The 21,332-nt window shown below is 62.1% G+C and carries 15 protein-coding genes; 9 read left to right on the top strand and 6 right to left on the bottom strand.

Annotated elements, in window-relative coordinates; translation table 11 throughout:
* Positions 1-60 precede the first annotated feature (60 nt).
* Together ACFQZG_RS17620 and ACFQZG_RS17625 are read left to right on the top strand one after the other, a co-directional pair.
* Positions 61-2,088, top strand: a complete 2,028-nt coding sequence (locus tag ACFQZG_RS17620) for a glycosyltransferase (protein WP_378154820.1) — start codon at positions 61-63, stop codon at positions 2,086-2,088.
* Entirely contained in the window at positions 2,075-3,826 is a 1,752-nt protein-coding gene (locus ACFQZG_RS17625) for a glycosyltransferase (RefSeq protein ID WP_378154822.1), read from the top strand. Before ACFQZG_RS17620 ends, ACFQZG_RS17625 begins: the two co-directional genes overlap by 14 nt.
* A 91-nt stretch (positions 3,827-3,917) precedes the next feature.
* On the opposite strand, the gene ACFQZG_RS17630 is transcribed toward ACFQZG_RS17625, so the two are convergent.
* From ACFQZG_RS17630 to ACFQZG_RS17640, 3 genes are read right to left on the bottom strand one after another with little or no spacing between them, the layout of a single operon-like run.
* Positions 3,918-5,036: a glycosyltransferase family 4 protein gene (locus tag ACFQZG_RS17630; protein WP_378154823.1), complete on the bottom strand. Its 1,119-nt coding sequence runs from the start codon at positions 5,034-5,036 to the stop codon at positions 3,918-3,920.
* A gap of 2 nt (positions 5,037-5,038) precedes the next feature.
* Positions 5,039-5,776, bottom strand: coding sequence for a glycosyltransferase family 2 protein (locus ACFQZG_RS17635; protein WP_378154825.1), 738 nt, complete (start codon positions 5,774-5,776; stop codon positions 5,039-5,041).
* Positions 5,733-6,986, bottom strand: a complete 1,254-nt coding sequence (locus tag ACFQZG_RS17640) for a hypothetical protein (RefSeq protein ID WP_378154827.1) — start codon at positions 6,984-6,986, stop codon at positions 5,733-5,735. Before ACFQZG_RS17640 ends, ACFQZG_RS17635 begins: the two co-directional genes overlap by 44 nt.
* Positions 6,987-7,242: 256 nt before the next feature.
* Between ACFQZG_RS17640 and ACFQZG_RS17645 the strand changes: the two genes are divergently transcribed.
* Positions 7,243-10,302 (top strand): EAL domain-containing protein, encoded by a 3,060-nt coding sequence (locus ACFQZG_RS17645; protein ID WP_378154829.1) that lies wholly within the window; start codon positions 7,243-7,245, stop codon positions 10,300-10,302.
* A gap of 13 nt (positions 10,303-10,315) precedes the next feature.
* On the opposite strand, the gene ACFQZG_RS17650 is transcribed toward ACFQZG_RS17645, so the two are convergent.
* Positions 10,316-10,699 (bottom strand): VOC family protein, encoded by a 384-nt coding sequence (locus ACFQZG_RS17650; RefSeq protein ID WP_378154831.1) that lies wholly within the window; start codon positions 10,697-10,699, stop codon positions 10,316-10,318.
* Positions 10,700-10,790: 91 nt separating this feature from the next.
* On the opposite strand from ACFQZG_RS17650, the gene ACFQZG_RS17655 reads away from it, so the two are divergent.
* The gene (locus tag ACFQZG_RS17655; protein WP_378154833.1) at positions 10,791-11,456 is read left to right on the top strand and encodes a Dph6-related ATP pyrophosphatase; all 666 of its coding nucleotides are present in this window, start codon (positions 10,791-10,793) and stop codon (positions 11,454-11,456) included.
* Here the strand turns inward: ACFQZG_RS17655 and ACFQZG_RS17660 are convergent.
* A complete protein-coding gene (locus ACFQZG_RS17660) occupies positions 11,453-12,448 on the bottom strand; it encodes a helix-turn-helix transcriptional regulator (protein ID WP_378154835.1) in 996 nt (331 codons plus the stop codon). The two genes, ACFQZG_RS17655 and ACFQZG_RS17660, sit on opposite strands and share 4 nt — an antisense overlap.
* A 166-nt stretch (positions 12,449-12,614) precedes the next feature.
* Here ACFQZG_RS17660 and ACFQZG_RS17665 point away from each other — a divergent pair, with 166 nt between their 5' ends.
* Complete coding sequence (locus tag ACFQZG_RS17665; protein ID WP_378154837.1) at positions 12,615-13,490, top strand: SDR family oxidoreductase; 876 nt, start codon at positions 12,615-12,617, stop codon at positions 13,488-13,490.
* Positions 13,491-13,646: 156 nt separating this feature from the next.
* On the opposite strand, the gene ACFQZG_RS17670 is transcribed toward ACFQZG_RS17665, so the two are convergent.
* Complete coding sequence (locus ACFQZG_RS17670; protein WP_378154839.1) at positions 13,647-15,098, bottom strand: IS1182 family transposase; 1,452 nt, start codon at positions 15,096-15,098, stop codon at positions 13,647-13,649.
* A 236-nt stretch (positions 15,099-15,334) separates the two neighbouring features.
* Between ACFQZG_RS17670 and ACFQZG_RS17675 the strand changes: the two genes are divergently transcribed.
* From ACFQZG_RS17675 to ACFQZG_RS17690, 4 genes are all read left to right on the top strand, one after another.
* Entirely contained in the window at positions 15,335-17,170 is a 1,836-nt protein-coding gene (locus tag ACFQZG_RS17675) for a cache domain-containing sensor histidine kinase (RefSeq protein ID WP_378154841.1), read from the top strand.
* Positions 17,167-18,774, top strand: a complete 1,608-nt coding sequence (locus tag ACFQZG_RS17680; protein WP_378154842.1) for a response regulator — start codon at positions 17,167-17,169, stop codon at positions 18,772-18,774. Before ACFQZG_RS17675 ends, ACFQZG_RS17680 begins: the two co-directional genes overlap by 4 nt.
* 148 nt (positions 18,775-18,922) lie before the next feature.
* Positions 18,923-20,275, top strand: a complete 1,353-nt coding sequence (locus tag ACFQZG_RS17685) for an ABC transporter substrate-binding protein (protein WP_378154844.1) — start codon at positions 18,923-18,925, stop codon at positions 20,273-20,275.
* Positions 20,276-20,442: 167 nt separating this feature from the next.
* Entirely contained in the window at positions 20,443-21,324 is an 882-nt protein-coding gene (locus ACFQZG_RS17690; RefSeq protein WP_378154846.1) for a carbohydrate ABC transporter permease, read from the top strand.
* The last annotated feature ends 8 nt before the right edge of the window (positions 21,325-21,332 follow it).

Raw genomic sequence — 21,332 nt, forward strand, 5'->3', positions numbered from 1 at the left:
ATACGTACATGAAGTCTCCGCGAGGGGACTTCATGTGCGTTAACGGAGGGGGCGGGGAGCGTGGAGGCAGCGAAGAGTCCGACGATCGGCGTGCATCTGATCGCCAGGGACGAGGAGAAGCTCCTGCCAGCCTGCCTGCGCAGCGTCGCAAGCTTCGCGGACGAGATCGTGCTCGTGGATACGGGCTCAGCGGACGGAACGCCGCGGCTGGCGACCGCTTACGGAGCGATCGTCGCGCGCGTCCCTTGGCGGGACGACTTCTCCGCGGCGCGCAACGCGGGGCTGGCGTTGGCGACGACCGATTGGATCCTGGTCATGGATGCGGACGAGGAAGCGGTGGAAGGGGCGGAATCGCTCAAGGACTTCCTGCGCGATACGAAGGCGGAGCGCTGCGGCGTGTCGATGACGCACGCACTGGGCGAACGCCCGGAGGATGCGGTGACGAGCACGGGCGAGCGGTTGTTCCGCAACGGGCGCGGCTACCGGTACGCGGGGCGCGTGCACGAGCAGCTCGTTCGCGGCAGTTCTTCGGTCGGGGGAGCCGTTGCCGTGCCGACGAGTCCGCTGAAGCTGCTTCATATCGGGTACCGGCCGGAGGAGCTCTCGCGCAAACGGACCGCGGAGCGCAACTTAAGGCTGCTCGAGCGCGAGGCTGCGGAACGTCCGCAGGACCCGTTCGTGCGGTACAACCTCGGCGTCACATACTGTCAGCTCGGGCATGCTTCGTTGGCGCGCGAGTCGTTCGAGGCGTCGCTGGCGCTCGCGCCTCCCGATGCGCCTTACCGCGCGACGTTGATTCGGGATTACGCGCAGTTGGAGCTGGCGGCGGGCCGTGAAGTTGCCGCGCGCAAGCGGTTGTTAGCGGAGACGGAGCGTTATCCGCAATATCCCGATCTGCATTACCTTCACGGAATGTGCTTGCGGCGGCTCGGGCGGCTCAAGGAGGCGGCGAGAGCGTTCGAGGCGGCCATGCGCTGCGACGCCGCCGCGTCAGCCGAATATATTTGCCTATCGGGCTCCAGCACGTACCGGTCCATGGTCGAATGGGCCGATATCGCGCGCAGATGCGGGCTGCGGGAAGAAGCCGTCCGCCGATATCTCGAAGCGTTGAATGCGGAGCCTGCGTATGCGCCAGCTTGGCGCGGGTGGATCGAGACGATGCTCGAGGAAGGCGGCGCCGGGGAAGAAGCGCTTCTGGCGGGCATGCGCGAGCGGATCGACGGGGAGGCGACAGCCCGGCGAGAGACCGCGGCCCGCGCTTTAGCCGACGCCGGCGTATACGGAGCGGCAGTCGAGCTGCTGGAGGCGCTCGAACGGTTGCGGGCGTTGACGCCTGACGAACAAGCGGTATCCGTCCGCTGTCTGGCCTCCGCCGGCCTCCGCGAGGAGGCATTCGCGCGGTCGCGGAGGCTGGTCGAATCCGGGGCGGAGAACCCGGGCGGCGAGATGGGGGTGCTCTGCGCGCTTGCGGCTTGGAGCTTGGGGCGCTCCGCACGGGAGGCGTTGATCGCGGCAGGCCGACCGGAACCGGCGAGCTTCATCTGGCTGGAAGCCGCGTTGCTTCGCGGCGGCGCCCGGCCGGCGGAGGAACGGCAAGCGGACATGCGAGCGATCGCGCCGCGATTCGTGGATGCGGCGTTGTCGATGCGACTTCCCGAGCTGGCGGAATCGATCGCGGCGACGGTCTCATTAAGCGACTCGACGACGGCCGGACTGCTGTACGCGAGAGGTTACGTCGACCGCGCGGCGAATCGTTACCTCGGGCTGTTGCGAAGCGGAAGCTTGGATGCGGAGGGGGCGTTCGCGTTGGGAGAGACGTTAGTCGGGCAGGGACACTACTCCGCGGCGGCGGGGCTGTTCGAACGGGCGCTGGCGATGCGGGGCGACTTCTCGAGGGCGCGCTTCGGGGCGGCGGAATGCTACGTCCGCATGGCGAACGAAGTTGCCATAGAAGGGGCGGAGGACGCGACGGGGGCGACGAATCCGCTACCGGAAGCCGGTAACCTGGACGAAACGCTGCTCGCGTTGGAAGGGCTGGGCTGGCGGACGGCCAGAACCGGCGCGGAGAAGGGGAATGCCCATGCTTAGACGCCGGCCGCTCATCTCGCTGTGCATGATCGTGAAGGACGAAGCCGCGAATTTGGCGCGATGCTTGGAGAGCGTGCGCGGAGTCGCGGACGAGATCGTCGTCGTCGACACGGGCTCTACGGACGCGACGGTCGAAGTCGCGCAGGGTTACGGGGCGCGCATCGTCCGCGAGCCCTGGGGAGGGGACTTCGCCGCGGCCCGCAACGCCGGGGTGAGGGTGGCGCGAGGCGAATGGATTCTGTTCCTGGACGGGGACGAGGCGCTAGACGCCGGGCAAGGCGGGCTGCTGCGGCAGCTCGCGGAGCTCCGGGAGGACGAAGGGCTGTTCCTGGAAATCCGGAATTACGTCGGCGACGGCAGTCACGGGGCCACGGTGAACCCGGTGCTGCGCATGTTCCGTAATCGGCCGGAGCATCGGTTCGAAGGCCGGATCCACGAGCAGATCGCGGCTTCGATTCTGGCTCGTACTCCCGGCGCCAGCTTCCGGTTGACGGACGTCGTTATCCACCATTACGGCTATCAGCAGGCGTTCGTCGTAGAGAAGAACAAAGTCGAGAGGAACATGAAGCTGCTGGAGGCGGCGTTGGCCGATGAGCCGGACAATCCGTTCTACCTGTACAATCTCGGCGTCGAATATTTGCGCACGGGCAGGCCGGAGCCCGCGCTGGCCTTGTTCAGGGCTTGCGCCGATCGCATCGATCCCCTCGCCGTAAGCTACGCGCACTTGGCGAGCAAGTACGAGATTCGCTGCCTGCAGGCGCTCGGCCGTTGGGACGAGGCGGTCAGGCGCACGGACGAAGCGCTTCCGCTCTATCCCGACTATACGGATTTGCATCAATACCGAGCCGCGAGCATGATCGCGCTCGGCCGCGAAGCCGACGCCGCGAACGCGCTGCTCGAGGCGCTGAAGCGAGGCCGCGCGCCATCGCCGTATCATACCGAGGAAGGAATCGGTACGTTCCGGACCGCTTACATGCTCGGGGAGCTGCTGGAGAGAATCGGCGAGGTCGACGAGGCGTTGCGATGGTATCGAGAGTCGATTCGGCTGCGCTCGAGCTTGACGCCGCCTCTCTATCGGAGCTTCCGGTTGCTTCGCATCGCGGGCAGGGAGCAAGACATCGTGCCTTGGATCGAAGACGGGTTCCTGCCGAATTCGCCGGAAGCTTGGGCGAAGCTCGCGGCGGTCTTGTCGGAGTGCCGCTGCTATGGGCCGGCGATCGAGCTGATGCGAAGGTGCGGGATGCCCGCCGAAGCGCGGCTTGTGGCCGAGGCGGAGGAAGCGCTCGCCGACGGCAGGTTGGACGATGCCCGCGCCAAGTTGGAGACGATGGGCGCGGTTCGAAGCGATGCGGAAGCGACGGCTTTCGCGGAGCAACTGCGATGGTTGTCCGACGGCGAAGGCCCGTGGCGGGATGCGCTCGCGGCGGCACTGGCGGAGGAGCGGCGCGAAACCGACGGTCGGTTGGCGGACGAGGATTGGCGCGCATTGCGGCGATTGCTCGAGGGGAGCGCGGCGTGCGGGAGAACGGATCGATACGGCCGCGTGTTGAGTTACTGGCAGGAAGCGCTGGGTTCGGTCGAGGCATCGGCCGCGACAGGCGCCAGGATGCTTGTCCTTGGCTTGTCGGAGACGGCCGACAGGCATCTCGCGCTCGCGTTCCATGGCGAGACGGAGGATGGGAGGCGGGATCTGATCGCGCAAGCGCGGTTGCGGCTGCCGATGGAACAAGGGGAGTAAGGACGGACAAGGCGCGAGCAGGCGGCTGCGGGGGGATGCCCCGAGCCGCCTTGTTCGCCGTCCGAATCCGCCGTCCGAATCCGCCGGCCGTTCACCGCCCCCGCATAAACGTCTCGAGAACGTCGCGCCACCGGCTGCGCCAAATGCGCTTATCGAACGCCGTCGCCGAGAGGCGGGCGTTGGCGCCCAGCGCCTGCCTGAGCCCGCCGTCGTCGACGAGCCGCCGCACCGCGTTCAGGATGGCGTCCGACGTCGGAGGGACGAGCAGGCCGTTATGCCCGTCGATGAGCAGATCGTTCAAGCCGCCCACGTTCGTCGACACGATGGGCAATCCGCAGCTCATCGCTTCAAGGCAGGCGTACGAGGTGCCTTCCGAGAACACGGTCGGAATGACGACGATGTCCGCGGCGGCGTACGCTTCGCGGATTTGATCGAAATCGTAGGTGCGATGGAGAATCGAGCGACGCGCGGGGTGGACCTGCAGCCATGCCTCGAATGCTTCGGCGGCGGGACTTCCCTGAACGGTCTCGCCCGCGAACTCGACTTCGACGTCGTCGCGCCGAGAGAGCAATAGGTCCGTCACGCGCATCATCGGCACGAGCCCGCGCTCGAGACTAAGCCTGCGAGGGAACAGTACGCGCAGCTTCCGGTCCGTCGCGGCTGAAGCGGACCGGGGAACGAAGGCGGACGTGTCGACCGCGTTCGGAATGACGACGATCCGGTTCGCGTCCTCGTAGCTGCAGACCGATCGGCAGTACGTCTGAAAATGGGAGTCCACCGACACGATCGGGTCCAGCCGGTCGATGGCGGATTGAATCGCATCCGCTACCGCAGCCTTCGATTGCCTGGGCAGGAGCGGGGAGTCCCAATTAATGCCGTGGCAGATGCCCATGCTGCCCGGCGCGTACCGAATCGGATGCCAGATGCAGCTCGCGTAGACGAGACGTCCGTTCGCTTGCCGCGCCATCTCGTCGAAGGCGTCGGGAACGCGATCGAATTCGTACGAATGCCCGTACACGTCGATGCCGTTCCATGTCGTGCGGAACGGTTCGTAATACGAGAGCTGATGAACTTCCGGCCGTTCGCCGAGGTCGCGGACGACTTCGCATAGGTCGCCCACGTAGCGTTCGAGTCCTCCTCCGAATACCCGGTCGTACCGCCGGTTGTAGCCGTCGAGGAAGCTGTGGGTGAGCAGGCTGATCGTACCCATCGTTACGGCTCCTCCGTCCATGGTCGCAAGTTCGGGTTCAATTCGAGAATCGATTCGTACTGCGCGAGGCTGCCCCACTTGCCTTGGGGATCGAGCTGCTTGTAGCGGTGATACTTGCGAAGCTTCTCTTCCCAGTCTCCCGCCCAGCCCATATGCTTGACCCGCAGGTCGGTAAGCAGTCCGGGCAACGCCGAATAGGCGGGCGGGAACCGGGGAACGTGATGGTCCGCGCGCGGATAGTCGCAAGGATAACCCGGCAGGTAACGGACGAGCGTCATCGCGTGCCTGCGATGGGCGTTCCAATGCTCGTCGTCGCGGTAGTGCGTCGAACCGTTCCACATGTCATGGAAGCGAAATCCGACCCAATCGTAAGCGTCTTGATCGATCAAGCCGCGCATGTCCCTAATCGCCCGATCCTCGTAGATTTCATCGGCGTCGACCGACAGCAGCCAGTCCGGATCCGTCGACGCGGCGGCTTGCCAGAGCAGCGAGCGCAGCTTCCATTCCTCGCCGAACAGCGGCCGGGGAAGCTCGACGAGGCGGACGACCTTCGGGTAGCTTCGGCAGACGTCCGCGGTATCGTCCTCGCTCGCGTCGTCCACGACGACCAGTTCATCCGCCACGGCGCTTAGCTGATCCAGCACTTGGCGCAAATAGCGGCCGCTCTCGTTGCGAACCTGCAGCATCGCCGTGAGCTTATTGTTCCGCGTCCGCCGGACTCTCCGAATCGGTACCGACATCTCCGGTCTCCTCCCTCGATGCTTCTTCCGTTGTTCCGCTTTCGCGCCGCTCGCGCAACGAGGTCCGCAGCCGCGTCAGCCCTTCGCGGTCCGCCTTCATGTCCGCGATCGCCGCGACGGCGTCCCAATCGAGCTCCGCCGCTTCGAGGAAGCGCGAGATCGCTCCGTGAACGTCGCCGAGCAGCTTGCGGATCGTGCCCTCCAGCAACAGGACGTCGCGTTTCTCGGAACGCGAACGAGGGGGGCGGCGGGACATCAGCGCCAGCGCCTCCTCCAGCTTGCCCGCGTCCAGCAACAGCTCCGCGCGAAGGCGGGCGGCCTCCTCCGAACCGTCCGCTTTCGCGGCGGCTTCCAACGCTCCGGCGATATCGTCGTTGACGCGCAGCAGCCAAGCTTTGGCCAGAGCGGATCGGCCATGCTCCAACAGAACGCATATCGATTCGTAACTTTCCTTGTCCTTCGCGTCGATCGCGGAGATTCCGAATGCCGCGACCGCCTGCTCGAGCTCGTCTCCGGCGGCAAGCAAGGCGGACCGGAACCGGTAATGCGTCGCGAGACAATCGGTTCGGCCGAGGGAGACCGCATGCGCGAAAGCTTCGAGCAAATGCGTCTCGGCAAAATCAGGCATATCGGATAAGTGCCCATATGCCGATAACAGGAAGGAGACGGTTTCATGCGGACCGGTTTGCTCGCGAATCGTTTCGTAATGTCGCCGCAACGCGAGCGACTGGCTCGCGATCGCCGCTGCGGCATGTTCTCCCGCTACCGCTTGGAAGAACAACCGCTCGTACTCGTCCGAAGAAAGCCCGTCTTCGCGCAGCAACCACGCCGATCTGTTCCTGAACGCGGCGTTCAAGTACCTTGATTCCGAAGCGGAAGCGAAGAGGTCGGCCCGCGCGGAAGCATGGACGAACCGGCGGCTCCAAAGGCGCGCCTCTTCCTCGAAGGTCGCGCCGGGCGCGAAGACGACCAGTCTCCCGGGCCGCAGGGCGGCAGCCGCGTCGATCCAATACGGATGGAGCACGAGGGCTAACGTATCCGGCTCGGACCAAGCGGACAGCCGCTCCGCTTCGAGGGCTCCAAGCCATGGCGGGAGATCGGCTTCCGCGCCGTCGACATAGTAGACGGCTTCCCGTTCGGCGATCCTTCGCAGCAGAGAAGGGTAAGGGAAATCGGGCCACGCGGCATGCGGGAACACGACGCAGGTCATGAAGGGATCGCACCGTCCTTCCTCGTAATCCTTCGTTGCATAGTATGGGTGCGGGCGGCAAAGGGTGCCGTCGGCGCCGTCCGTCGGAATAACGCAGGTTCGACGGGGATCGCGCGTTCCGGACGAGAAGGATTTCGGCGAATGGCGTTGAAATTTGTCAGTAGATTATTTTTCCAACGTTAATTCCGTTCTTTACATATTCTTTCCATACCCTAACAATCGAGAACTTCGACTACCGCAGAAGGCAGGGAGTACGATGGCTAACGAGTACCGTATCGGCCTGATCGCACCATACTTGGACGGGGAATATTACGGCAGAATCATCCCCGCCATCCACCAATACGTGCGATCGAGAAATTCGCGCCTATTCGCCATTCAGTCCGTCGACGAGAATCACGGCATCTCGGAGCTCGACGAGCCGGTGGCGTTTCAACATATCGACGCTTGGGTTCTCGTGCTGCCCACGGCCGGAGCGTCGTTCCATCAATGGCTCCGCAAGGGGGACAAACCGGTCGTCGGCGTCGGCTTCCGGCCGCCTTCGGCGGATGCGCACACGGTCGTCATCGACAACCGGGAGAGCATGCGGGAAGCGGTGCTGCACCTGATCGACGCGCACGGACACGAGCGGATCGCGTTCATCGGCAACGCGGACCAATACGACCTGCAAGAGCGATACTCGGGCTATCTCGATGCCCTCGGGGAGCGCGGCTTGCCGTTCGACGAGCGCCTGGTCGTCAGAGAGATCGACAATTCGCTCGAGAGCGGCGCGGTTGCGGCCAAGCGCCTGATCGAGCTGCACGGCGGCTTGGGCTTCACCGCGCTGGCCGCGGGAACGGACCTGAACGCGATCGGCGCCATCGGCGAGTTGAGGACGCGAGGCTATTCGATTCCGAGGGACGTGGCGATCGTCGGCTACGACGATATCCCGCAAGCGTCGGCGAACGATCCGTCGCTCACGACCGTGCATCAATCGCCCGGCGAGCTCGCCATGGCGGCGGTCGGCCTAGCATTCGACCTGCTGGAGGGCAAGCCGATCGAGAACAGCCCGGCTTACGTCTCCGCGCGGTTCGTTCCGCGCGCGTCCTGCGGCTGCGCGAATCCGGCCTTCCCGGCGACGCCGGAGGAGATCGGAGAAGTCGCCCAAGGCTTGTCCCTGCTGCGCACGTCGCTCCATCGGATCACGACGAACAACTACAAGCTGACCCGCGGGTTGATCATGGCCACCAAGGACGACCGGATCCATATCGACAAGCTGTTCTGGAACTTGGCGCATTGGGGCGTCTTGGCGTTATGGGAGACGGACAAGCGAGGCAACCGTCGGCTCGTCGTGAAGCAGACGTTCAGCAGGCGCGGCGATACGCTTCCGCCTGTCGGGGAAGCGTACGCGCTCGAGGAGTTCCCTTCGCTGGCGCATTTGCCGCCTACCGCGAAGCCCGGCGGCGAAGACATGATTATTCTCCATCCGGTCAAGTCGGAGCTGAGAGACTGGGGGTACGTCGCGCTATGCGCGCCGATCGATCCGCTTAACGCGTTCGTCGCGAACGATCTGACTCGCCACAGCTTCTCGATACTGGCGATCTCGCTGGAGAGGGAGATGCTCGTCCAGCAGATCCGCTCTTTCGCGGATAAGCTGGAGCTCGTGGCGAGCACGACGAACGACGGCATCTGGGACTGGGATCTCGCCACGAACAAGATCGAATGGAGCGGAAGCGCTCACAGAATGTTAAGCGCGGCTTCGGTCGCCGTCACGGACGCGCCGAGATCGTTCATGACCTACGTTCATTCCGAAGACCGCAAAGCCGTTCGGGAAGCCTTCCGCAGAACGTTGACGCAAAGGGTGCCGCTGCAAGGGGAGTTCCGGCTCGTCGGGGCGAACGGTCAGCCGGTCTGGGTCGACGTGACGGGAGATTGCATGCGGGATTCCGCAGCGAGGCCGACGCGCATGATCGGGTCGCTCAAGGACATAACGGAGAAGAAGTCGAACGAGGCCCGCATCATGCAGATGGCGTATTACGATGCCGTAACGGGTCTCCCGAACCGGAGGTTGTTCCAGGAGCGTCTGAGCACGACGATGGCCGAACGGGAGAAGAGCGGCGGGAAGATGGCGGTGCTCCTGATCGATCTGGACCGGTTCAAAATCGTCAACGACACGCTAGGCCATCAAGCGGGCGATCTCTTGCTGATGGAGGTCGCGAAGCTGCTGCAGGAGTGCGTCGGAGAGAAGGACGTCATCGCCCGTCTCGGGGGAGACGAATTCATCGTCATGCTGCCGTCGATCGCCGGCGAGGACGAGGTCGCGGGCGTTGCGGAACGGATGCTCGGGAAGCTGTCGGAGCCGTTCTTGCTGGAGGGGACGAAGTTCTACTTGTCCGCCAGCATCGGCGCGAGCCTGTATCCGTCCGACGGCGCGGATTCCGAGACGCTGATCAAGTTCGCGGACATGGCCATGTACCAATCGAAGAAGAGCGGCGGCAACCGGCTCGGCTATTTCACGGAAAATCTCAGCTCCCGCCAAGTCGAACGAGTCAGCATGGAGAGCGGACTTCGGCGCGCCCTGGAGCGGGAGGAGTTCGTGCTCTACTACCAGCCCCAGATCGTGCTCGCGACGGGCAAAGTATACGGCGCCGAGGCGCTTATCCGCTGGCAGACGCCGGACGGCCGGCTCGTGCAGCCGAACGACTTCATCCCGCTCGCCGAAGAGACGGGCCTCATCATTCCGATCGGACAATGGGTGCTCGAGCAGGCTTGCGCCGCATGCAGGGAATGGATCGCGGAAGGGATGATCTCGGCCGTCATCTCGGTCAATATCTCGCCCCAGCAGTTCCAGCAGAAGGATTTTCCCGAGTTGGTCCGCAGGGTGCTGAGGGATTCCGGCGTTCAGCCGCACAACCTATGCTTGGAAATTACCGAACACATGGCTGTGCTGAACATGGAACGCAGCATTCAGGTGCTGAACGAGCTTACCGGGATCGGGGTGAAAATCGCGATCGACGATTTTGGCATCGGCCAATCGTCGCTGATCTTGTTGAAGCGGTTGCCGGTACATACGGTGAAGATCGATCCGTCGTTCATCTTCGATATGATCGACGACGCTCAGGACGAGGCGATCGCCAGAGGCATCATCGGCATGTCGCATAACCTAGGCCTGTCCGTGACGGCGGAAGGCGTCGAGACCGACGCGCAGATCGAACGGTTGCAGCAGCTCGGCTGCGACCGGATTCAGGGCTTTTATACAGGCAGACCGATGCCTTCGGAGCAATTCGTCGGGTACTTCCGGTCGCTCATGTCCGATATCTCGGACCGGTGGGGCGAGTAGAAGGCGACCCGAATCAGATGGGCACTTCGCTCGTAAGCGCGTGCAGGTTGCGGTCGGGATCGTAGAAGAACGCCATCCATACCGCGAAGCCGCCGAACTCCGCGACCTTATGGGGCTTGCCGACGCACTCGGCTTCGGCCGCGACGAGCGCGCGATAGGCGTCTTCGATCGAATCGACTTTGAAATAGAGCGTGGAGCCGGGGTGATCGAACTCCGGCTTTTCCGGTATACTGAGCAATAAACGGATGCCGCCCGCGTCGAGAAGCGCCATGTTGGATTGCGAGAACAGCAAGGGAAGACCGAGCACGTCGCGATAGAAGCTTACCGCGGCGGATACGTCATGAACGGGGACGGACACTTGCGAGATGCCGCGAACGGCGATCGGGTTGTTCGACATGGGGGAGGCCTCCTCTGAAGCGGAATACGGAAGATTTCGACGTCCGCGGGCGATAATCCTGTCGGACGGGTTCGGATCGGGGGAGAAGACGGTGGCGATAAGAGTCGCGTTGTCATGGAGCGGCGGCAAAGACAGCTGCATGGCGTACGACCGGTTAGCGCAAGACGGTTACGAGGTTGCCTGCCTCGTGACGACGGTACCGCGGGAGATCGGGAGAACGTTCGGGCACGGAGAGCGGATCGAGCTGATCCGGGCGCAAGGCGAGGCGCTGGGGTTGCCCGTGTCGTTCATCGATTGCGGCTTCGAGACGTATACGGACGATTACGTAAGCGCGGTGCGCGAGCTTCGGAAGGCGTACCGGCTTGACGCGATCGCCTACGGGGATTTGTTCTTGGCCGAGCACCGGGAATGGGGCACGGGCGTCGCGGACGCGGCGGGGCTCGAAGCGCTGTACCCGCTATGGATGAAGCCTGAGGATACCGAGGCGGCGTTACGGCGCTTCGTCGACTCGGGTTATCGCGCCGTCGTCATCCGCGTGCGCGATAGCGTCCTGTCCGCCGATTGGCTCGGTCGCGAGGTCGATCGCTCCTTCATGGCCGATATCGCGCGGCTGCCGGACGTATGTCCGATGGGCGAGGGCGGAGAGTATCACACGTTCGTCTATGACGGCCCTAGATTCCGGCATCCGATCCCTCTCGCCAAGGGAGAGGTGCTACAACTGGAGACGACGAAGCGGCTGGAGCTGGCGCTCGCTTAATCGCCGTACAGCGCCAAGGTCGCGCTCGCTTCGTCGACGACGGCGGCCCGGAGCTCGGCGGGCGATACCGCTTCGGCGCGTCGGCCGTAGCCGAGCAAGATCCCGCATGCGGATTCGAGCGTATCGAAAGTGACGGCGGCTTCGATCCAGCCGTCATGGCCGGATCGGTGCTCGCGGACGGCGACGTACCGTTCCCGGCGGAACGCTTCCCAGCGATCGGCGGCGATCCGTATGGAGGCTTCGTAACGCGGCAGGTTCGTCTTGAAGCGGCGGAGGGAAGCCGTCCAACTGGCCGCGAGATCGAAGCCGTCGGGCCGGGCGAACGGCTCGTCGGTTACGCTGGCCTCGACGATCCGCGAGATGCGGAACGTGCGGAGCTCGCCGTCCGGCTCGATCTGCGCCATGACATACCACGTCTGCTGCTTGGCGACCAAGCCGAGCGGACGGATGAGCCGCGCGTCGCCAGCGCGGCTATTCGCGTTGTCCGAGGCGCCGGCGTATACGATGCGCAGCTTGCGCTCCGCCCAGACGGCTTCTTGCGCGATCGCAAGCATCGATGCGGCTCCGTCGCCGCCGTCGGCTGCTTCTTCTGACGCGCGCCAGCCCGCGCCGTCGACGTGGATGCGTTGCCGAGCGAAGTCCGCGTCATGCCGCACGGCGGGGGACAGCGCCGAACGCAGCTTGCTGATCGCGGACGACGCGCTCGATTGCAGGCCGAGATCCCGCACGATTCCGGACGTCTGAAGCAGGAGCAGCGCGCTGATCTCCTCCGCCGTCATGCCGGTCAGCCGGCTGCGATAGCCTTCGGGGAGCGCCCAGCCTCCGAGGGAGCCCCGCTCCGCGTACACCGGAATGCCCGCGGCGCTAAGCGCCTCCATGTCCCGGTGAATCGTACGCTCCGACACCTCCAGCTTGTCCGCTAACTGCTTGGAAGACAGCTTGCCGTGCGCCTGCAGCATGCCGAGGATGGAAAGTAACCGGTCTGCTCTCATGGTGTCGCGACCTCCTCTTGATCCTCTAGCGTTACCGCGTAACGTTACAGCGACTGTGGATCCCTATCTTACATGCATCGTACCACACATATAAGACATTAGTTGTCATATATGCAGGGTATACTGAAGGGGATTTAAGCATTCGACGCATGGGAGGCGGAAGGTTATGAGACCATTAGAAGGACAAGTCGCCGTCGTGGCAGGAGCGACGCGGGGAGCGGGACGCGCGATCGCGATGATGCTCGGCGCGGCTGGCGCGACCGTATACGGAACGGGACGAAGCGTGCAAGGAAGTCCGTCCGACATCGGGCGGAAGGAGACGATCGAAGAGACGGCGGCGCTCGTGACCGCGCAAGGCGGGAAGGGGATCGCTGCGCAGGTCGACCACACCGTGCCGGAGCAGGTCGAGGCGCTGTTCAAGCGAGTCGCCGAAGAGCAGGACGGCCGGCTCGACATCGTCATCAACGACGTATGGGGCGGGGAGAAGCTGAGCGAGTGGGGAACGCCGTTCTGGGAAGGCTCGCTGGACAAGGCGCTGCTCATGCAGCGGCGCGCGGTCCACTCGCATATGATCACGAGCTACTACGCGTCGCCGCTCCTCGTCGCACGCGGCAAGGGCGTGATCATGGAGATTACCGACGGGTTCGACTACAGGTACCGGGGCAACTTGCCGTACAGTCTCGCCAAAATCTCCGTCATCCACCTCGCCGAAGCGCAGGCCGCGGAGCTGAAACCGCACGGCGTGGCGGCGGTGGCGGTGACGCCGGGCTTCCTTCGGTCAGAGGAGATGCTCGATTACTTCAAGGTGACGGAGGACAATTGGCGGGACGCGGGGGCGCAGGAACCGCACTTCCTGCAATCGGAGACGCCGTTCTTCGTGGCCAAGGGCATCGCGGCGCTCGCGGCCGATCCCGACCTGATGGGCAAGTCGGGCAAAGTATTCACCTCGTGGGGGTTGTCCGACGAATACGGCATCGTCGACGTCGACGGCCGCACGCCGCATTGGGGACGGTACGCCAAGGAGATCGGATTCTACGAGTGAACCGAATACGCTAGGAAGGTCGCCGTCCGGCAACGGGAGGCCACTGATAAACTTACGGTTTTTCGGTGAATGCAGTCTGTAAAAACGAAAAATGCGACACTGATCCGGATCTCCCGGAATGGTGTCGCATTTTTCATGTGTTATTTCACTGTTTTCTTAGTCTGCCATCTTCATGATTCGCTTTAAGTTCACTGCGAATATCGCCATTGCTCCTTGGATTTGCATGCCTAATAGACTCGAGGAGTCGGCGACGTCGTAGCCGTGGCGATTCTTGAGTTCGCTGTTTTTGGCCTCAATTTTATATCGTTCTTTTGCTTTTTCTTTGAAGTGCTCCGTCTCCTGAAAAGCTTTTTGGTCGGCATGCTCACCGGATTTTATGGTGACAGCGTATGTTTTACTTTTGGCCCCTTCTTTGTAGCATCCATCTCTGAGCGGGCATCGCTTGCATTTTTCAATATCGAAATAATAGGTGTAGGACTGGTTTTGTCCGATTCCTTTTTTCCCTTCTCGTGCTTTTCGAATTGCCATATGGCCAGCCTTACAGACGTACATGCCTGCATCCTTGTTAAACTCGAATTCGTCTTCTTTCTTGCGTCCCCCTTGCGTAATCAATGGATTGAGCTTCGAGATCAGTTCAATGTTATTTTCCTTGCTGTATACGAGGTTTTCCTTCTCCGAATAAGCTGTATCTCCGATTACCGTTGTAACTTCGATCCCAGCCGCTTTGCTTTTTTCGATGAGCGCTTGTAGTTGCTTGCCGTCGTTTTTTTCTCCAGTCGTAACAATTGCTGCAGTAATGATCCGTTCCTCGCTCATGGCGATATGCGTCTTGTAGCCGAAAAACGAAGTATCCGCGCTTTTATGACCTACGCGTGCTTCCTGGTCCTCTGAGATACGCAATTGCTCGACGTCATCATTAACGGTTTCTTTGAGCAGATTCAATGGCTCTGTGATCTTGGGCAGCAAGGGAATGCCTAACTTGGTTTCCGTCGTTTCAATGAGCTTTTGACAATAGTCGATCTCCGCCTCGAGGGTATCCACCGTGTTCTTGGTGGGCAACTTGGACTTAAGCGACTCGTCGATAGTATAAATAGCTTTTCTCAATTTTCGAGAACGATCCTGTAAAATCTCTCGCGGAGACTTCTGGTTGTACCGCGCTTTCGTATGGGTTGCATCTACGATGATGGAGGTGCTTTTAAGAATTCCTTGTGCTCGAGCAAGCTCGACCGTTTTGCCAATAAGCAAATCCAATAGATTCAGGTCCTTCAGCCTTAATTTGCGGAACTTGGTTAAGGAACTCGAGTCGATTACCGGTTCTTCCGGCGCCATCTGAAGAAAGTATTTGATGGACATGTCATATTGAGAACGCTCCACGAGGTCCGCATCCGACAGCTCGAAAATGGCCTTTAATAGCAAATATTTAAACATACGCACCGGATCGATAGCGTTGCGTCCGTTGTCTAGGCAGTAGTTTGCTTTCAATTCGTCGTAGACGAAAGAGAAATCCACCAACTCGTTGATCTTGCGCAGCATATTATCCTTGGGCACAATGAGGTCATAAAGTGCTGTGTAGGGGCTGTACGCAAACGAGATTTGAGGCTGGAACAAGCGGCTTCACGCCTTTCGTTATAATACGTTAATTATACAGCAAAGAAGGTACTGCCCCTCGTAAGTTTAGAGGAACAGTACCTTCTTTTGTGAAATGACTTTTTCAGTGGCCTCCGGCAACGGGCGGCGGCCTTTTATCGTCTATGCGCCCCTAAGCCCCGGTTGACGAAGGAGTCGGAACATCCTTATAGTGGGAACAATTATGAACGCGACCTTGCGCGAAAGAAGGCTGGCCCATGTTCCACCCGCTCGGAATGACGCGATGGCTGAAGAACGTCAACATTCGCAATAAAATCATTATCATTACGATTCCTCTCGTCGTCTTGCCGCTGCTCGTGACGGGATACGTGTCGAACCTCATGTACACGGATTCGATCATCCGCAAGACGGTGCAGAGCATCTCCGACAACTCGCGGCTTATCGTGACGCGCATCCAGGGGATGCTGCAGAACGCGGAGAGCTGCGCCAACACGCTGACGCTTAACCTGAACCGGTTCATGGACGAGGAGGGCGAGCCGGAGTTGGCCGCCGATCCGCGGTACGCGTCGCTGCTGACGAATCAGCTCAGCTTCGCGTTGCTCATGTTCCCGGACGTCGATTCGGCGGCGTTCGTGGACAACATGGGCAAAGTATACGCGACCCAAGCAGGGCTCGAGAATAACGGCGTCGCCTTCCAATCGAGCGATATCGCGGAGCAGCTGCAGCAGTCCTCGGGGGACAACCGCTGGTTCCCGATGCAGCGGCGCGACTTCCTGACGCGCTCCCCGGACCAGACGGTGCTCACCGTCGGCAAGAAGGTCAGCGACATTCTGACCGGGCGCACGCTCGGCTGGCTCGTCATCAACATCGACGAGCGGCAGCTGTCGCGCATCTTCCCGGATAGCGGTCCGTACACCGCCGAGGTCGACTGGCTCGTCGACGCGGACGGCCGAGTCGTGTCCGCCGCGGAGCCGGAGCAATTGCTGCAGCCGGTCGGCAACGCGTCGCTTCGCGAATGGATCGCGAATACGCCATCGTCCGCCGGGGCGGCATCGGGTTCGGGCGAGCCGTTCCGTGAGGGCGGCATGCTCGCCGTCCGGCACGAGCTGCCGAAGCTCGGCCTCGACCTCGTCTCGCAAGTGCCGGTGAAGCAGCTAACGAAGGACACCGACAAGATTACATGGTTCATCGTGGGGCTGATCGCCTGCTGCCTATTGCTCGTGCTCTCGGGCGCGGGACTGCTGTCGCGGACGATCTCGACGCCGGTCGTGCGGCTGACCCGCACGATGCGCAAAGTCCAGCAAGGCTCGCTCGACCATACGTTCGACGTGAAGGGCAAGGACGAGATCGGCTTGCTCGGAGAGGGCTTCAACGGGATGATCGCCCGTATCCGAGGCTTGCTCCGTCAAGTCGGACAGGAGCAGCGGCAGAAGCGGGAATACGAGCTCGCTCTCATTCAGGCGCAGATCAAGCCGCATTTTCTGTACAACACGCTCGACGTCATCTACGCGCTATCCGGCATGGGGCGCAACAAGGACGTCCAGAAGACGACGAAGGCGCTGGCAGACTACTACCGGATCGTGCTGAGCAAGGGACGGGAGATCATCACGCTCGGGGACGAGCTGCAGAACGTGCGGGATTACTTGGCGATCCAGCGAATGCGGTACGCGGACGTGTTCGATTACCGGATCGAGGTGCCGTCGGATATCCACGCCGTCGCCATCCTGAAGCTGACGCTGCAGCCGCTCGTCGAGAACGCGATCTATCACGGGCTGAAGCCGGCGAACCGTTACGGCTTGCTCGTCATTACGGGAGAGCGGCAAGGGGAGACGGTGCGGCTGACCGTCAAGGACGACGGCGTAGGCATGGCGCCGGTAGAGACGCTCGAGCCGCAGGGGACGAATGCCGCGGGGACGAGAACGTCGTTCGGGCTTCAAAGCGTGAGGGAGCGGATCCGGCTCTACTTCGGGGAACCGTACGGCGTCGAGATCGTCAGCGCGCCGGATCAAGGCACCGAAATCACGATATCGCTGCCGGCGGACGCGCCGCCGGAGCGGCCGATGCTTAACGGAACGGGAGGCGGAGAAGCATGAACATTCTCATCGTGGACGACGAAGTCATCTTCCGCGACTACTTGCGCCAAGCGCTCGATTGGGACCGGTACGGTTTCCGGATCGGCGGGGAAGCGAAGAACGGCGCGGAGGCGCTGGCGCTCGCGGCGGAGCAGCGGTTCGACCTGGCGCTCGTCGACATCAACATGCCGATCATGGACGGACTCGAGCTGACCGAGAAGCTGAAGGCGAGCCATCCGGGCATCGACGTGCTGATCGTGACCGGGCATAACGAATTCGAGTATGCGCGAACCGCCATGCGGCTCGGCGTGGAGGACTATATCCTGAAGCCGTTCTCCCAGGACGAGCTCGTCTTGACGCTGCTCAAGTGCCGGCAGAAGCGGAAGGAAAGCCTCGAGGCGCGGCAGTCCGAGCAGGCGGATCGCCAGCTCATGATCGAGAGCGTGCTGAGCCGGCTCGTGACGGGCGAATCCTCGGAACCGCCGGAGCGGCTGGTCGCCCGATTGGCGCAATGGGGCATCGGGCTCGACGAAGAGAACGCGGCGTACAGCGTCGCTTGCATCGAGATCGACCACATGGAGCGCAGATGGAACGAGCCCGCGGAGCGCGAGCTGTGGAAGTTCGCGGTGACGAACATTTTGGCGGAAGCGATGGGCGGGGGCGGCAAGCCGCTGCTGTTCAACGGGCCGGAAGGACGCATCGTCTGCCTCAGGCCGGAGCAGGGGGCGTCCAAGGAGCACGGGCTCGTGACGGGATTGGACGGCTACGAAGAGCTGATCTTCTACATCCGCAAGTACTTGAAGCTGACCGTGACGATCGGGGTGGGCGGGAGGTACGAAGGGGCCGCGGGCATCCGCCGCTCCTACGAGCAAGCGCTCGCGGCGCTGCGGAGCAAGTTCCTGCTCGGCGACGACAGGGTCATCCCGTACAGCGGAGACACCGGGGAGACGAGGGAGGCGACCGCCTTCCTGGCGGACACGAACGAGGCGATGCTGCACTTGCTTCGGATGGGAGACAAGGCGCAGCTAACGGGCAAGCTGGACGAGCTGTTCCGCGGGTTCAAGGACAATAAGCTGTCGCTCGAATATATCTACGTCGCCTGCATGGGGTGGGTATCGATCTGCTTGTCCCACGTGTCGGAGTCCGGCCATCCGATCGAGGATTGCTACGGGGAGCACTTCTTCCCCTATACGGAGATCCGCGCGCTGGAGACCGCCGAGGCGGTGCGGGAATGGATGAAGACGTTGTTCGGCCGGACGGTCGATTACGTCAGCAAGCACAAGCAGACGCGGGCGGCGTCGATCGCGAAGCAGGCGCGCGCGTTCATCGAGCAGGCGTACGGCGATCCGGAGTTGTCCGTCGAGAGCGTCGCCGCCAACGCGTTCATCAATCCGAGCTATCTGCGCGCGATCTTCAAGAAGACGTTCGGAATGACCGTCGGGGAGTACATGACGCACGTCCGCATGAACCGCGCCAAGGAGCTGCTCGGAGGGAACATCCGGCTCGCGGACATCGCGGAGCGCACGGGGTATCAGGATGCCGGCTACTTCAGCAAGGTATTCAAGAAGTTCTACGGCATGACGCCGAGCGAATACGAGAACGGCTTGCGGGGCGGCAAGGGCTGAAGTCTCAACGGGGAAAAAACGAAGATACCGCCTCGAAGCATGCGCGGATAATACCAATCCGCATCGGTTTTTCCATTATCGCGGCCCGGGCCGGATTCTATAATGACATCGTAGGCAAGAGAATTCAGATTCCGGGAGGGTCCCATTCATGCTTAAACTTAGACAGACTGGCGCTTTGCTTCTCGCTTCCTCGCTCGCGATCGGCTTGACGGCTTGCGGCGGCAACAACAATAACGACAGTAACGCATCCCCGTCCGCAAGCGCCTCGGTCGCGCCGAGCGCGTCCGCTTCGGCATCGCCGTCCGCGGAGCCTTCGGCGGCGGAGCCGGTCAAGCTTCGCATCTACGCGCAATACGCCGACGAAGACACGAAGCTTCCGTACGACTACGCCGTGGCGGAGCTGAAGAAGGAGATGCCGAACGTCGAGCTCGAGCTCGACATCCAAGCGCAGGACGACGGCCAGAAGCTGAAGACGTACGCGGCGACGGGCAACCTCCCGGATATTTTCCAAGCGGGTCTCGACATCATCAATACGTTCAAGCAGTCCGGCAACATCCTGGAGCTTGACCAATTCGCGCAGTCGAACGGCTTCAAGGACGCCATGGTGCCAAGCGCGATGAACACGCTCGTCACCGACGACGGCCACATCTACGCGTTCCCGTACGCGGGCAACGAGATGATTCTGATCTACTACAACAAAGAGCTGTTCGAGCAAGCCGGCGCGAAGGTGCCGACGAACTACGACGAGCTGAAAGCGACCGTAGAGGCGTTGAAAGCGAAGGATATCATTCCGATGTCCGTGTTCGCGAAGGAAAAATGGCCGACGGTCGCGCTGTACGACATCTTCGCCAGCCACTTCGACGAAGGCGGCGTGGCGAAGCTCGACAAAGGCTTGGCGAAAGCAAGCGATCCGGCTTACCGCACGGCGGCCGAGCGTCTCGCGGAAATCGTGAAGCTGGGCTTGCTGCCGAAGGGCGCGACGAGCCTCAACTACGACCAAGCGGCCGCGCTGTTCTACGAGGGCAAAGCGGCGATGTTCCTGAACGGCCAATGGGAGATCGAAGCTTCGACGGCGAAGCTCGGCGACAAAGTCGGCTGGATGTACTACCCGACGGCGGACGCGGCGAACGCGGAAGCGTCGAAGGTCGTATTCAGCGGCGGCGGCGGTCCCGGCGGATACGCGGTATCCCCGCATACGAAGGATCCGGAGCTCGCGGCTAAGGTGGCGGCGTTCATCTCCCGTAAGTACGCGGAGTTCAAGTACACGGAACGCGGCACGCCGATCGTAGCGACGAAGGTCGACAAGGCGATCGTGAAGCAGTACCCGCCGATGATGGAAGAGCTGAGCAAGGCGATTCCGACGATGAAGACGACGGCGTTCGCATGGGGATTGTCCAATCCGAAGTTCAAGGCTGCGATCGAGGACGCTTCGCAAGCGCTCGTCGCGGGCAGCTCCGTCGATCAGTTCATCAAGGACGTCGACAAAGCGATCGGCCAATAACCGACCAGAAGCAACGCCCATAGGCACGACCTTCCGTTCGTCCGTCCGCCGCGCTTCGTCGCCCGCGGCGGACGAACGGTTCATTATCGGACGTTTCGCCATACGCATCGGTGGCTTACGCAACGCAGCTAGAGCAGGGCAAGCCGCTCCGAGGGAGGAAGATCACCTTGAATAAATTTATGGGAAACCGGATGGCAATCGCCTTGTTCGTGTTGCCGGCATTGGTGCTGTACAGCGTCATCGTCTTCTGGCCGGTCATGCAGACGTTCTACCGCAGCATGTTCGACTGGGACGGCCTGAACGCCGCCAAGTTCATCGGATTCGACAATTACAAAGAGCTGTGGGAGGACGATCTGTTCTGGACGTCGCTCAAGAACGGAGCGATCTTCGCCGCCGTCATCACCGTCTTCCAGCTCGGCATCGGCACCGTTCTCGCGTTCGGAGTCGCAGAGTCCTACGTGAAAGGCCGCCGTTGGCTGCGCGTCAGCTTCTTCGTGCCGGTCGTATTGTCCGTCACGGTCGTCTGCCAGCTATGGATGGCGATCTACAACAGCGAGACGGGGATGCTGAATACGCTCTTCCGCACGTTCGGCCTCTCTTATCAGCAAGACTGGCTCAGCGATCCGAAGGTCGCGATCTTCGCCATCGCCGCGGTTAACGCGTGGCAGTTCATGGGCTATCACTTCGCGCTGCTGTTCGCGGCCGTCAAGGCGGTTCCCGCGCCGCTGCTCGAAGCGGCCAAGATCGACGGCGCCGGCAAGTGGAAGACGAACTTCCTCATTACGATTCCGCTCATGCGCGAGACGTACAAGTTCTGCTTGATTTTCGCCGTCACCGGCGGGCTTAACGCGTTCTCCCAGATGCTGATCATGACGAGCGGCGGTCCGGGCACGTCGTCTTACACGCTGACGTACATGATGTACCGTTCGGCGTTCCGGATCAACGAGTTCGGATACGGCAGCGCCTCCGCGGCGGTGCTCGTGCTCGAATGCTTGCTCGTCACGCTCGTCATTAACCGCCTCGTCGCTCGCGAGCGGATCATCTACTAAGGGGGGAA

The sequence above is a fragment of the Cohnella sp. GCM10027633 genome, assembly GCF_042675445.1.
In the GTDB taxonomy this organism is placed as follows: domain Bacteria; phylum Bacillota; class Bacilli; order Paenibacillales; family Paenibacillaceae; genus Cohnella.

Excerpts from the sequence above, each read along its gene's own strand:
- ACFQZG_RS17625 (WP_378154822.1), top strand. The coding sequence starts at position 2,075 with ATGCCCATGCTTAGACGCCGGCCGCTCATCTCGCTGTGCATGATCGTG.
- ACFQZG_RS17630 (WP_378154823.1), bottom strand. The coding sequence starts at position 5,036 with ATGGGTACGATCAGCCTGCTCACCCACAGCTTCCTCGACGGCTACAAC.
- ACFQZG_RS17635 (WP_378154825.1), bottom strand. The coding sequence starts at position 5,776 with ATGTCGGTACCGATTCGGAGAGTCCGGCGGACGCGGAACAATAAGCTC.
- ACFQZG_RS17640 (WP_378154827.1), bottom strand. The coding sequence starts at position 6,986 with ATGACCTGCGTCGTGTTCCCGCATGCCGCGTGGCCCGATTTCCCTTAC.
- ACFQZG_RS17645 (WP_378154829.1), top strand. The coding sequence starts at position 7,243 with ATGGCTAACGAGTACCGTATCGGCCTGATCGCACCATACTTGGACGGG.
- ACFQZG_RS17650 (WP_378154831.1), bottom strand. The coding sequence starts at position 10,699 with ATGTCGAACAACCCGATCGCCGTTCGCGGCATCTCGCAAGTGTCCGTC.
- ACFQZG_RS17660 (WP_378154835.1), bottom strand. The coding sequence starts at position 12,448 with ATGAGAGCAGACCGGTTACTTTCCATCCTCGGCATGCTGCAGGCGCAC.
- ACFQZG_RS17665 (WP_378154837.1), top strand. The coding sequence starts at position 12,615 with ATGAGACCATTAGAAGGACAAGTCGCCGTCGTGGCAGGAGCGACGCGG.
- ACFQZG_RS17675 (WP_378154841.1), top strand. The coding sequence starts at position 15,335 with ATGTTCCACCCGCTCGGAATGACGCGATGGCTGAAGAACGTCAACATT.
- ACFQZG_RS17680 (WP_378154842.1), top strand. The coding sequence starts at position 17,167 with ATGAACATTCTCATCGTGGACGACGAAGTCATCTTCCGCGACTACTTG.
- ACFQZG_RS17685 (WP_378154844.1), top strand. The coding sequence starts at position 18,923 with ATGCTTAAACTTAGACAGACTGGCGCTTTGCTTCTCGCTTCCTCGCTC.